At 56.8% G+C, this 12885-nt stretch carries 10 protein-coding genes; all 10 read right to left on the bottom strand.

The genetic code is table 11. The annotated features are described in order from the left end of the window. Positions 1-288: 288 nt before the first annotated feature. A complete protein-coding gene (gene galF, locus FZF21_RS13860) occupies positions 289-1185 on the bottom strand; it encodes a GalU regulator GalF (protein ID WP_047738844.1) in 897 nt (298 codons plus the stop codon). Positions 1186-1359: 174 nt separating this feature from the next. Next, positions 1360-2751, bottom strand: coding sequence for a colanic acid biosynthesis protein WcaM (gene wcaM, locus FZF21_RS13865; RefSeq protein ID WP_032654200.1), 1392 nt, complete (start codon positions 2749-2751; stop codon positions 1360-1362). Between the two features lie 12 nt (positions 2752-2763). Then, positions 2764-3984, bottom strand: a complete 1221-nt coding sequence (gene wcaL / locus FZF21_RS13870) for a colanic acid biosynthesis glycosyltransferase WcaL (protein ID WP_047726988.1) — start codon at positions 3982-3984, stop codon at positions 2764-2766. Next, positions 3981-5261: a colanic acid biosynthesis pyruvyl transferase WcaK gene (wcaK, locus tag FZF21_RS13875; protein WP_045338358.1), complete on the bottom strand. Its 1281-nt coding sequence runs from the start codon at positions 5259-5261 to the stop codon at positions 3981-3983. Before wcaK ends, wcaL begins: the two co-directional genes overlap by 4 nt. Positions 5262-5276: 15 nt before the next feature. Next, positions 5277-6755 carry a colanic acid undecaprenyl disphosphate flippase WzxC gene (wzxC, locus tag FZF21_RS13880; RefSeq protein ID WP_003863527.1) on the bottom strand — a complete coding sequence of 493 codons (1479 nt, stop codon included), beginning with the start codon at positions 6753-6755 and terminating at the stop codon, positions 5277-5279. A 1-nt stretch (position 6756) separates the two neighbouring features. Continuing rightward, positions 6757-8151 carry an undecaprenyl-phosphate glucose phosphotransferase gene (gene wcaJ / locus FZF21_RS13885; RefSeq protein ID WP_006811236.1) on the bottom strand — a complete coding sequence of 465 codons (1395 nt, stop codon included), beginning with the start codon at positions 8149-8151 and terminating at the stop codon, positions 6757-6759. Between the two features lie 114 nt (positions 8152-8265). Continuing rightward, positions 8266-9636: a colanic acid biosynthesis phosphomannomutase CpsG gene (cpsG, locus tag FZF21_RS13890; RefSeq protein WP_045338360.1), complete on the bottom strand. Its 1371-nt coding sequence runs from the start codon at positions 9634-9636 to the stop codon at positions 8266-8268. 109 nt (positions 9637-9745) lie between these two features. Next, the gene (gene cpsB / locus FZF21_RS13895; RefSeq protein ID WP_047738846.1) at positions 9746-11182 is read right to left on the bottom strand and encodes a mannose-1-phosphate guanyltransferase; all 1437 of its coding nucleotides are present in this window, start codon (positions 11180-11182) and stop codon (positions 9746-9748) included. Positions 11183-11185: 3 nt separating this feature from the next. Further along, positions 11186-12409, bottom strand: a complete 1224-nt coding sequence (gene wcaI / locus FZF21_RS13900; protein WP_022651482.1) for a colanic acid biosynthesis fucosyltransferase WcaI — start codon at positions 12407-12409, stop codon at positions 11186-11188. Next, positions 12406-12885 carry a GDP-mannose mannosyl hydrolase gene (locus tag FZF21_RS13905; RefSeq protein WP_003863519.1) on the bottom strand — a complete coding sequence of 160 codons (480 nt, stop codon included), beginning with the start codon at positions 12883-12885 and terminating at the stop codon, positions 12406-12408. Before FZF21_RS13905 ends, wcaI begins: the two co-directional genes overlap by 4 nt.

Raw genomic sequence — 12885 nt, forward strand, 5'->3', positions numbered from 1 at the left:
TTTAAAGCACGCTACCGCCCCTGGCTTGACAGCTACCAGTGCACTGAGCGACGTTTGATTGAAGGAATTTGTAGTCTGATTTCAGACAAAAAACAGGCATTAATTGTCGTCCTAAATGGACTCGGAAACAAGCACAAATCGTTACAAATCAGCCCAGATTTGAAGCAGGTAACTCTCTGTTATCATGAGAATTAATAATAAAAAGCGGCAGCCATCATTTTGGTTATGTAACAACATAACTAAAATAATGGCTGCCGCGCATGACGTCTTTCAGGCTGCGAAGAAGTATCAGTCTTCAGCCAGCAGCTTCTCAATCCGGCTTCTGAACTTCGCCCCTTCCTTCAGGTTACGCAGGCCATAGTTCACAAAGGCCTGCATATACCCCATTTTCTTACCGCAGTCATAGCTGTCGCCGGTCATCAGCATGGCATCAACCGACTGCTTCTTCGCCAGCTCAGCAATCGCATCGGTCAGCTGGATACGATCCCAGGCGCCCGGCTCGGTTTTTTCCAGCTCAGCCCAGATATCTGCGTTCAGCACATAACGGCCTACCGCCATCAGGTCAGAGTCCAGGGTCTGCGGCTGATCGGGTTTTTCGATAAACTCAACGATCCGGCTCACCTGCCCTTCCGTCTCCAGTGGCTCTTTAGTCTGAATAACAGAATACTCGGAGAGATCGCCCTTCATACGTTTCGCCAGCACCTGGCTACGGCCCGTTTCATTGAAACGTGCCACCATTGCCGCCAGGTTGTAACGCAGCGGATCGGCGGAAGCGGTATCAATAATGATGTCCGGCAGAACCACGATGAACGGGTTATCACCCACCACCGGGCGCGCGCAGAGGATTGAGTGCCCCAGACCCAGCGGCTGCGCCTGACGCACGTTCATGATGGTCACGCCAGGAGGACAGATAGACTGAACTTCTGCCAGAAGCTGGCGCTTAACGCGCTGCTCAAGCAGCGCCTCGAGTTCATAAGAGGTGTCGAAGTGGTTCTCAACGGCATTCTTAGAAGAGTGCGTCACCAGAACGATTTCTTTGATCCCCGCAGCAACAATCTCGTCGACGATGTACTGAATCATCGGCTTGTCAACGATCGGCAGCATCTCTTTAGGAATGGCCTTTGTGGCGGGCAACATATGCATGCCCAAACCCGCTACCGGTATGACTGCTTTCAAATTAATCATTATTTCTTCCACCTTAAAATGGTTGACGAATTATAGCTTTTAAACCTGTTTTCGCCAGCATGTTTTGCCGTAAATATGAAGTAATCCTAGGTCACCCCACCACAAATTACAGTAGTTGTAATCTGAATAGATCGCGATTCCGTACCAGGAATAGTCGCAAAATAGGCTGTAGGATTACCTGTGCGGCAGCGCAAAATTCAACCGTTCCGTATTCACCACGTGTTGATCGACCCGATCAATATCCACCGAACTCTGCCCCTTTTCATTAACCGCTTTTATGTTCGCGAGCGACAACAGCGTCTCGTTTTTGGCCATAAACTTCCCACGCACGTCTTTGCGCAAGTCGAAGTTCATCTTAAGCGCTGGTCCCGTCGCTGACTCCTGCATCACGTTGATATTACGCAAGAAAAGATGCTGTGGCTTGTTGTGCAGCTCAAGCGTTGCTCGCTGCATGTTGACGTTGGTGATGGCAACAAACGAGGTGGCATTGCCGGAAGAAATCTGTATCCCGCGCAGCTTATAGGCAAGCTGTCGGTTATCCAGGCGAATATCGTTAAGTTTGAAGTTTTGCGGTATCGACAGATAATCGCCCTTGATCACGCCATACCCGATTAACATTCCGGCGCTGTTCACCATATCGATATTATCAATAACGAAATTATCACAGCCATAAATAGCTACCGTCGCGTTATCAATTCCGGCCTTTTTACTGAAGTCGGGAGTAATATTGCTGGCCTTGATATTACGGATCACAAAGTGTTTACCGTTTTCAACATGGACCAACTGCCGACAGTTGCTGCCGGTGATATTTGCCACCACGAAGTTTTTAACGGTCTGCTGTTCCGGATAGTCATTGTCGTACGTGCTGCCAGCCAGCCCAATGCCTATCCCCCAGTTGATCTTGCCGTTTGTGCAGTTGATGTTATCGATCACGTGGTCAGAGATCAGGATATTGCGGTCGTTAATCGCCACGTTCCACTCAATCGCGTCACCCTGCAAATGGCTGAATTTACTGTTGGTTATGCGCGCACCGTCCACCTGATTATGAAAACCCTGGCGCAGAATGGCGTAGTTGGCCTGGCTCACGGCAATGCGGTCGATAAGCAGGTTACGCATCACTCTCGGCTTTTTACCGCCGATGTAGATCTGGGTGACGGGGCCGAAGCCGCTCATCGCCAGCCCTTTAATGACACAGTCGGAGCCACGCACGTCCAGCGTAATGTTATGCGTGCGCCCCTCTCCTTCCCCAATGACCTTACAGCCTTCCTGGAGCACAAACCGCCCCCGGCCGTTGCCCTTCAGCGCACCGCGGATCAGCAGGGTTTTGCCATCAGGAATGAAAATGCCGGTATTGATGTTTTCACAGGTTAACCCGGCGGGAACAACAACGGTATCGCCCTCGGTAAATGCCTGCTTAAAGGCGGCGATCCAGTCGTTATTGTTGTAGCGATCGACAGAAACCGTCTTCCCGGTTGCCGCCCGCACAGCGCGGGGCGACAGCAGCGGCATGGCAGCCAGGACGGATAAAGAAGAGACAAATCGGCGTCGGGTAATCTTTTTCAGCATACAACCTCAGCGTTACAGCGTTTGCAGCAGGCTCGCTAACTGGCGATTAATCACCTGCTGATTGAATTCTGCTTCAACTTTTTGCCGCGCATTTTGCAGCACAGGGATCAGCGTCTGCTGATCGATATCACTGAACGCGGCCAGACGGTCCGCCAGCGCCAGCGCATTGTTTTCAGGGACCAGCCAGCCGGAATGCTCAGAGGTGATCAGCTCCGGGATACCGCTGTGCAGGGTCGAGACCACCGGAATGCCGACCGCCATCGCCTCCATCAGCGCCACGGGAATACCTTCCATATCGCCGTCGGCGCCGGTTACGGAAGGCAGCAGGAACACATCCGCATCATCAAGCATGGCTTTCACTTCGTGGCTCGGCTTGAAGCCCGGCATCTCGACCACGTCTTCCAGCTGATACTGTTCAATCAGCGTGCGCAGGCGACGCTCCCACGGCCCGATACCCAGGATGCGGTAGTGGAAGTCCACTCCGCGCGCCTTCAGCTGACGACAGGCTTCGATGGCTACGTGCAGCCCTTTCTTTTCGGTCAGGCGGGCAACAGAGATAATTTGCAGCGGCTTGCCCGGCACCTTGACCGGTCGCTGGGTGAAGCGTTCCATGTCCACGCCCATGCGTGAAACGGTGATTTTCTCGCTCGGGCACCCCATGGTTTTCAGGCGTCCGGCCCACAGGTTGCTTATCGGCAGCATCATGTCGCCGCGGCGAAACAGCTGCTGATATTCAGGTGTGTAGTGGTTCAGTACTTCCCGGCTGGAGATGTCGATACCGTGGAAAATGGTTGCGATTTTGCCGTCAATCACCCCCAGCTCACGCAGTTTTGCCGCAGTTACGCCCGCCGGGCCAAAGTGGGCGATAAAGACATCGGCCCGGTACGGCTGCGCCGTTTGCCCGCAAATGGCGGAAAGGATCAGGTTGCGGGCCTCCGCCCCATAGCGCGACATATTCAGCGCCCGCCACGTCGAGGCGCGATGCAGGCCGCGCAGCGTCTGGCTGGCGCGATGGCGCAGTTTGTTCAATCGTCCGGCGGGTTCATCCTGCAACCAACGGGTTTTCGCCTCCAGCCCATACCGGGTATACGCCGCATGGGTGTTTTGCGTATCGCCCTTTTGCAGGGCGATAATCTCCACGTCATACCCCATATCGATAAACGCGGTGATTTGGTTCAGCACAAAGGTTTCAGACGACAGCGGAAATTTCAGTAAGAAGAAACCAACCTTCATTTCCCCTCCCGGACGCGGTCGAGTACGGATTTCACCATGCCAATACCTTTTTCGCGTTCGGCTTTTACCGCCACCGCCAGACGTTCGTTGATCGCAGGCAGCTGACCGAGCGTGTCGCCCACCATCGCCCCCAGAGATCCGTCCAGCAGATGACGAATATCGACGGCCATTTCCGGCATACCGAGCTGCTGCATAATGCCCGCGGACTTGTGCTCGTAGTTAATGGCGATGGCTGGCGTGCCGAAGTTCATCGAGATAATGGCCGAGTGCAGACGCGTGCCCACGGTCAGGTCGCAGGCGGAGAGCAGCTTGCCCATCTCCAGATCGTTCAGCTCGTCCATCACCACGTGATAGCGGGACGGGTCGTTCACCAGGTTGCGCAGGTTGAGCGCCACCATACGGTCATCTTTGTTGTAGCTGTCGATACCGGTACAGGTGGAAAGCGCCAGCACCTGGTAACCGCTGTCCAGCACGCGGTTCACCACGTCGGCAAAGGCTTTCTCGTACGCCGCCTGGGTCGTGCCGAGGCGTTTATCGAACGGAGCAAGTTCACGCAGGGTAATGGCGACGGTTTTCTGCTTTGCCACCACGTCGAGCCAGTGCTGTACCGCGTAGCTGGCCTGGAAACTGTCATCCTGATGATCCACCAGCCAGGCGGTGTCCACACCGTGCTCCACTTTGGTGGTGTCGATTTCACTGCGTTTCATCATGTCGAGGCTGACCGATTCACGCAGGATCAGCGCGTCGCAGTGGCCGAAGACATAGTTCGCCAGCTGGTTAAACTGCGGATCCTGGAATGGCCCGACGCTGTGGCCGATCATAAACAGCGGCTTTTTCGCCATGAACGTACAAAGTGCATGCTCAAACTGTGGCACGCCGTAGAGATCGACGAAGAACGAACCGCCCACCTGGATAATGGCGTCATAGCCGGATAGCAGACGAACAAAATCGGTAAAACCCTGCGCGATGGCGATGTTGCGCAGCTTGCCGGTGTCGGTCACGCGAGAAAGCAGCACCTGATGCTGGTAGCGGCGACGCAGCACTTTCTTCACGCGCCCCATCACGCCCGCGGCGTTGTTGTGCTGTTTCATCTGGCTGTAGAGCGGGTCGCCCATCACCGGGCGGTTCAGTAACCAGGATGAGCTGACCGGATAACGGCTCATCACATCCACTTCTGTCTCAGGCTTAAGGGTGTTAATTGCATCCAGTAAACCGCGCAGGATGGCGCTGTCGCCACGGTTGCCGCAGGTATGGTTGCCAAGAATAAGTAATTTCATAATGGCCTCGTAAAATTAGCCTGCGCGAAGCAGCGTTTTCATTTTTTCGTTACGGCAAAACTGGCGCTTCATCTCGACCACCAGCGCATTGCGTGACAGCACAATCATCACGCCGAACGCCAGCGCGCCTGCCGCGACCTGCACCGCAAGCAACGCCGCCAGCGGCAGATGCCCGTTGAGCACCACGCCCAGGCCGTAGCTCACCGCAAGCGTCGGTAAGGAGAGATAGAACGGCAGCCACAGGCTGAGGATGTACTGACGGTAGCTGGAGCCCAGCACCGGTTTGATCATCACGAAGTAGCTCAGCACGGTATTGACGATTTGCACCAGCAGGAAGCCGAGCGTCACGCCAATGGCGCCCGCCATGTGGCCGCCCACAATAATTGCCGGAATAAACAGGAAGGTTTTAAACACGTTGAACTTGAAGCTGATATCCACGCGCGCCTTCGCCATTAGCAGAGAACCAATCGGGTTCCCCACCGAGCGCAGCAGCCCCACGACGCACAGCAGTTGCAGGATCGGGATGATGCTGTTCCACTTCTCGCCAAACACCAGCGGTACGAAATTGCTGGCAACCACCATCAGCCCCAGCAGCACCGGGAAGTTGATGATCCCCACGACGGAGAGCAGCTTGTAAAAGTTCACGCGCAGCTTTTCGGTATCGTCCTGAATTTTGGCGAACGCCGGGAACAGCACGCGGGTAATGATAGGGTTGAGCTTCATCGGCGGGACAACCGCGACGTTATACGCCAGGTTGTAGCCACCCGCGACGCTCGCGCCCAGAATGCGCGCCAGCACCAGCGTGGAGAGGTTAGTATTCACGTAGTTGATAATGCTGTCTGCCGTCAGCCACGCGCCGAAGCGCAGGTTGGATGAAACAGACGCCAGTGAAAAATGCAGCCCCGGGCGATAAATCTTACGGCCAAAGAAGCCAAACAGCAGCGTGCGCACGGCAGAGTTAACCAGGTAGCCGAGGATGGCGGTCATCGCCAGCGGCCAGAAATGGGCGCTGACCACGGTGAAGGTAAAGCCCGCCAGCACGGCGCTGGTTTCAATCATGCCGATTTTGTTGAACTCCAGCTCCTTCTGCATCAGCGCGCGGAACTGCTGCCCGTGCGGGATCACCACGAAAGCGAACGACAGGGTGCGCATCAGCGGCGCCAGGTCCGGGTTATGCAGCACACCGGCAATCACATCGCTCAGCAGGAACACCAGCACAAAAACGAAGATACCCAGCCCGACGTTCAGCCAGTAAAGCGTGGTCAGCTCCAGATGGCTGATCTCCTTACGCTGGATAATGGAGTTGGCGATACCAAAGTCCGACAGCGTATCGGCCAGAGCGATAATCACCAGCGAGACGGTCAGCAGACCAAACTGGTGGTTATCGATAATGCGCGCCAGCACCGTCATCTGCACCAGGCCGAGGCCAATAATGACGATGGTGGCCATGGCTGACCATTTCGCGCCGCTGATGGTTTTTTCTCGTAAGCTCATCTTAGTACGCCGCTTTGTTCACGAAGCCTTTGAAAATGGTCAGAAAAACAATCTTGATATCGAACCAGAGGCTCCACTCGCGGATGTACTCCAGATCGAACTCGATACGTTTTTCCATTTTTTCCAGCGTGTCGGTCTCGCCGCGCCAGCCGTTGATCTGCGCCCAGCCGGTGATGCCTGGCTTCACCTTATGGCGCAGCATGTAGCCTTCAATCAGGGTGCGGTACTGCTCGTTATGGGCCACGGCGTGAGGACGAGGCCCGACGATGGACATCCCGCCGGTGAACACGTTGATGAACTGCGGCAGCTCATCGAGCGAGGTACGGCGCAGGAAGTTGCCCACGCGGGTGACGCGCGGATCGTTCTGCGTCGCCTGGGTCACCACCTTGTCGTTCTCCATCACCTTCATGGAGCGGAATTTCCACACCATGATCGGCTTACCGTCCATGCCGTAGCGGGTCTGACGGAAGATGATCGGCCCCGGCGAGCTGAGCTTCACCGCCAGCGCAATGCAGCACAGCACCGGGGAGATGAGCAGCAGGATCAGGGACGAAAGGACGATATCTTCCACGCGCTTCAGCACGCGGTTAATCCCCGACAGCGGCGTGTCGTACAGTGGAACAACCGGTACCCCGTTCACCTCTTCAATACGGGAGTGGAGAATATTGAAGGTGAAGACATCCGGGATGAGGATCACCGAGCAGGTGGTATCCGCCAGCTCGCGCATCAGTTTCTTGATGCGGGATTCATCTTTCATCTGCATGGCGATGTAGACGTTATGAATTTTGCCGGCTTTCGCATCGTCAATAAGCTGTTCGTAGTTACCTGCCCAGTCGGACGGCACGCCGCCGGGCTTCGCGTCGTGATAAATCCCGACCACTTCAAAACCTAACCACGGCTCTTTGCGGAAGCTGTCGAGCAACACCTGTCCCACCGGCAGGTCGCCCGCCACGGCAACGAAGCGACGGTTATACCCGCGGTTGCGCAGCCAGCCCGCGCCAAAGCGGATCAGCGAGCGGCAGACCACCATGCCAATGCTGGTTAACAGATACCAGCAGAGATAGGTCACAAGACGGTTATCAAAATCATGGCTGAACGCCACCAGCCCTGCGCTGAAAACCAGGCTTAAGGTCCAGTTCTGGAGCAGCAGCATCAGTTCGGTGGTCATTTTGACGCCGCGCCATGAACGATAGAAATCGGTCATGCCGCCGATCATCTGAAACACCACCAGCGCAATCAACGCCATCAGCAAGTGCATGTATAAGAACGACTGCCCGCTGACCCAACACACCGCCCACAGTCCGCCGACCATGATGGTGATATCAGAAAAACGCTGCACCATAGAGATTAACGATGCATTCGTTCTCGCTCGTTCGCGCTTTTTTAGATTTGTCATCGTTGTTCCTTTAGTTCTAAACCTTACCCCTCACCCTACCCCTCTCCCCAAAGGGGAGAGGGAACTTGAACACCCTCTCCCCTTTGGGGAGAGGGCTGGGGTGAGGGGCAGTTTTTACTGATTCAACAGCGCCAGAATGTCCTTCGTTCGGGCTTCCATCAGCGCGGTATCGGCGCGGGACTCCACGTTCAGGCGCACCACCGGCTCGGTGTTGGAGGAGCGCAGGTTGAAGCGCCACTGCGGGAACGCCATGCTGATACCGTCGGTACGGTCAATCTCCAGCGCATGAATGGCAAAGTGGTGCTCTACGCGGGCAATGGCCTCAGCGGGCTGCGCCAGTTTGCTGTTGATCTCGCCGCTCGCCGGAAACGCCGCCATGCGGTCACGCACCAGTTCGCCCAGGCTCTGCCCTTTCAGGCACAGCAGCTCAGTCACCAGCAGCCACGGGATCATCCCGCTGTCGCAGTAGGCAAAATCACGGAAATAGTGGTGGGCGCTCATCTCGCCGCCGTAGATGGCGTCTTCCTCACGCATACGCTCTTTGATAAACGCGTGGCCGGTTTTGGACATCACCGGCTCGCCGCCCGCGGCCTTCACCACGTCGACGGTGTTCCAGGAAAGACGCGGATCGTGAATGATTTTCGCCCCCGGGTTTTTCTCGAGGAACGCTTCCGCCAGCAGGCCAACGATGTAGTAGCCTTCGATAAACTGCCCTTTCTCGTCGAACAGGAAGCAGCGGTCGAAATCGCCGTCAAAGGCGATACCCATATCGGCGCCGTGCTCAATCACCGCGTTGCGGGTGTCGTCGCGGCACTCCGGCAGCAGCGGGTTAGGAATACCGTTCGGGAAGTTGCCGTCAGGCGTGTTGTGCACTTTGACGAAGGTCACCGGCACGTTCAGCGCCTTAAAGCGGGCTTCAAGTGCATCGACAACCGGGCCTGCCGCGCCGTTGCCGGAGTTAATCACCAGCTTCAGCGGTTTGAGGTTCGCCACGTTGATGTAGCCCAGCAGGTGGTCGATGTACTCTTTTTGCAGGTTAATCTGCTTATAGCTGCCGCGTGTGGCTTCATTCACCGGCGGGAAGTCGTTGGCCTCGGCCAGACGCTGCACGTCACGCAGGCCGGTGTCGCCGCTGATAGGACGCGCGCCCTTGCGCACCAGCTTCATACCGTTGTAGTCCATCGGGTTATGGCTGGCCGTCACTTCGATACCGCCGTCCACGCCCAGGTGGAAGGTGGCAAAATAGATCTCTTCGGTACCGGAAAGGCCAATGTCCAGCACATCGACGCCCGCGTCCTGTAGCCCTTTCGCCAGCGCCAGCTTCAGGGATTTGCTGGTCAGACGCACGTCGCCGCCCAGCACGATAGTTTGTGGTTTCAGGTATTCGCCGTACGCGCGGCCGATGCGCCACGCAATGTCTTCGTTCAGCTCTTCGCCCAGCTTGCCGCGAATATCGTAGGCTTTAAAACAGGTTAATTTTTCCATGATGACCCCTTTTTCAGGCAACAGTTGGCCCTGACCATGTAATGGCCAAATTTATTTTTGTCATTCGTAGGCCCGGAAAGCGCAGCGCCACCGGGCATGATGCGGAGTGCTACACGCGCCCGTAGCGATCCTGGAAGCGGATGATGTCGTCCTCTTCCAGATAGGAGCCGGAACGCACCTCAATTAAGTCGAGCGGAATTTTCCCCGGGTTCTCCAGACAGTGCGTCGCCCCCAGCGGAATATAAATGGACTCGTTTTCACCGAGCAGCTTCACTTCACCGTCGATGGTCACTTTGGCGGTCCCCGCCACCACCACCCAGTGTTCGGCGCGGTGATGGTGCATCTGCACCGACAGCCCTTCTCCCGGCTTCACGGTGATGCGTTTCACCTGGTAACGCTCGCCGGCGTCGATGGAGTCATATTTGCCCCACGGGCGGTAGACTTCGCGGTGAATATGGTGTTCGTGGCGGCCATCGGCCTTGATCTGCTCCACCACTTTTTTAACGTCCTGCACGGCATTACGGTCGGCAATCAGCACCGCGTCTTTGGTCTGCACGACCACCAGATCCTTCACCCCTACCGTGGTGACGAGGCCAGATTCGGCGTAGACGTAGCTGTTTTCCGTTTTGTGGCTGATCACATCCCCGTGATGGACGTTACCCTCCGGGGTATGCGCGCTGATCTCCCACAGTGACGACCAGGAGCCGACGTCGCTCCAGCCCGCATCCATCGGTACCACTACCGCATCTGCCGTACGTTCCATTACCGCATAGTCAATGGACTCTTCCGGACAGGCGAGGAAGGCTTCTTCGTCCACACGGATAAAATCGAGATCCGGATCCACCACCGCCATCGCTTTTTCGCAGGCGCGCAAGATATCCGGGCGATATTTTTCCAGCTCTTCCAGGTAGCGACCGGCGCGGAACAGGAACATACCGCTGTTCCAGTAGTATTCCCCGCTGGCCACGTACGCCTGCGCGGTTTCCAGATTCGGTTTTTCGACAAACTGCGCCACGTCAAAGGCCACGCTGTCGCCTTCACCAGGCGTAACGCTGCCGCGGCGAATGTAGCCATAGCCGGTTTCCGGGAGATCCGGCACGATGCCGAAGGTCACCAGCTTGCCGTTCTCGGCGTAAGGAATCGCCGCGCGTACCGCGTCGCGGAAGGCCTCTTCCTGCTGGATGACGTGGTCAGCCGCCAGCACCAGCAGCAGCGGGTCGCAGTCCGGGCTGCTGCGTTTTGCCGCCAGCGCCGCAAGGGCAATGGCAGGCGCCGTGTTGCGTCCGGCAGGTTCCAGAATGATATTTTCGGTCAGTTTGTTCAGCTGGCGCAGCTGCTCGGCAACGATAAAGCGGTGCTGTTCGTTACAGATCACCACCGGGCTTTCACACTCCACGCCGTGCAGACGGTTAACCGTCGTTTGCAGCATGGTGAGGTCGCCTTTCAGGCACAGAAATTGTTTTGGATAAAGCACGCGGGACAGTGGCCACAACCGGCTCCCGGATCCACCCGCCATTACGACCGGATACAAAGTGGTTTGACTCATGATTTATCCCCGTATATCTGCAATAAATTGGCTCAGCACGTTCTCTTTCTCGAGCGTGCGTTCGGCATATTCACGTGCCACCGTGTTCTCTTTTGGCATGGCGAGTGCCTGCTCAATTCCGGTCACCAGCGCAGGAACCGATTCCGGCTCCACGCAAACGGCAATGCCCGGGTAGCTGTTGCACAGCTGGCCTAATTCTGTTGCGGCTTCTGCCGTAATCACCGCGTTTCCGCCCACTGCCAGAATGTTGGTCAGCTTGGACGGCAGCACCGCATCCGCCGCGCCGCGTTTTTGCACCACCAGATGGCAATCCGCCATTTTCAGCAGCGCGGGCAGCGCGTCATAAGACTGAAGCGGGAAGAAGCGGATATTGGTCAGTCCGCGCTCGCTGGCCATTTTTTCCAGCCGCGCTTTACCGCCGCCCTGCCCGACTATCACGAACATCCACGGGTGTTCGCTCAGCTGAAGCGCGGCGTCAATCACGCTCTCCAGCCCCTGTTTTTCGCCGATGTTGCCTGAGTAAAGAATGATTTTTTGCTCAGCAGGCAACCCGAGCTGCGCGCGTAACGCCTGTGCATCCTGGTCTGTCACATCGCGGAAGCGCGCCACTTCGGACCAGTTCGGAAAGAAGATCACTTTTTCCGCCGGGACGCCCTTCTCCTGCGCCTTGTTCATCATTGAGCGCGAGATGGTCGAGACGTAATCCACGTTGTGCAGGCCGCTGCGCTCAAAGGCGCTGGCGAGCTTCGCCACCTTGCCGCCCTTGCCTTTCCCCGCCATCCCCAGCCCGAGCATGGCGTCCACTTCATAATCCTGAATGTGCAGCAGGGTGCGCGCGCCGGAGAGTTTTCCCAGCAGGCGCATGCCTGGCGTGCAGAACAGGGTCGGCACCACGCCGATGATGCGATCCGGCTTCCAGCGACGCTGCGCCATCAGCGGGAAGAAACTGCTCAGGGCAAAGCTGCCCAGATGAATTAAACGTTTCAGCGTCGAGGGCTGTTTCGGCACGTAGAGCGGGCAGCGCCAGACGGTCGCGGCGCCCTCTTCGCGGCGGTAGCGCCAGCTGGAATAGCGTTCGCCTACCTTCCACTCCGGGTAATACGGCGGGGCAGTAATCACCCGCACGTCATGTCCCTGGCTCGCCATCCACTCGACCATCTCGCCGGTGTATTTCCCGATACCGGTAAGCTCCGGCGAGTAGTTAATTCCGTAGACGAGGATTTTCATAGACCTGGCACCTCGGCCTGACGTTCCGCAAGGAAGTACGCCCGACTGTTGTCATGGACGTTGTCGCTTGCCAGCAGCGCCTCTGGCGTTAACCAGCGGTAATCGTCATGCTGAGAATCAGGCAGACGCAGGTCTGCCTCACTCACCTTCAGGCGGAACCCCAGCACGACGTAGTGCGTGGTGAATCCGGTGCCTGAAAAGTTATCGTCATAGAAGTGCTGCCAGACCCCGTAAAACTGGCCCGCTGCCATCGGCAGTTGCAGGCCCAGTTCCGCCAGAGTGAGACGCTCAAACGCATCGGTAAGCGTCTCATCCTTCTGCACGCGCCCGCCGGGCACGAACCAGAAGCCCTGTGCAGGACGATTGGTTCGTTTCCCCAGCAAGAACTCGCCGCGTTCGTTCTCCACGATCAAATCAATTGAGATCAGCGGAGTGGAACGCACTACCGTGGCAAAATCTTCCTGACTTAAAAACAT

It is taken from the genome of Enterobacter sp. LU1, assembly GCF_008271405.2.
GTDB lineage: Bacteria > Pseudomonadota > Gammaproteobacteria > Enterobacterales > Enterobacteriaceae > Enterobacter > Enterobacter hormaechei_C.

What these genes read in the sequence shown, in the direction of transcription:
- wcaM (WP_032654200.1), bottom strand. Translation starts at nt 2,751, where the DNA reads ATGCTGAAAAAGATTACCCGACGCCGATTTGTCTCTTCTTTATCCGTC.
- cpsB (WP_047738846.1), bottom strand. Translation starts at nt 11,182, where the DNA reads ATGAGTCAAACCACTTTGTATCCGGTCGTAATGGCGGGTGGATCCGGG.
- wcaL (WP_047726988.1), bottom strand. Translation starts at nt 3,984, where the DNA reads ATGAAGGTTGGTTTCTTCTTACTGAAATTTCCGCTGTCGTCTGAAACC.
- wcaJ (WP_006811236.1), bottom strand. Translation starts at nt 8,151, where the DNA reads ATGACAAATCTAAAAAAGCGCGAACGAGCGAGAACGAATGCATCGTTA.
- wcaK (WP_045338358.1), bottom strand. Translation starts at nt 5,261, where the DNA reads ATGAAATTACTTATTCTTGGCAACCATACCTGCGGCAACCGTGGCGAC.
- galF (WP_047738844.1), bottom strand. Translation starts at nt 1,185, where the DNA reads ATGATTAATTTGAAAGCAGTCATACCGGTAGCGGGTTTGGGCATGCAT.
- wcaI (WP_022651482.1), bottom strand. Translation starts at nt 12,409, where the DNA reads ATGAAAATCCTCGTCTACGGAATTAACTACTCGCCGGAGCTTACCGGT.
- FZF21_RS13905 (WP_003863519.1), bottom strand. Translation starts at nt 12,885, where the DNA reads ATGTTTTTAAGTCAGGAAGATTTTGCCACGGTAGTGCGTTCCACTCCG.
- cpsG (WP_045338360.1), bottom strand. Translation starts at nt 9,636, where the DNA reads ATGGAAAAATTAACCTGTTTTAAAGCCTACGATATTCGCGGCAAGCTG.
- wzxC (WP_003863527.1), bottom strand. Translation starts at nt 6,755, where the DNA reads ATGAGCTTACGAGAAAAAACCATCAGCGGCGCGAAATGGTCAGCCATG.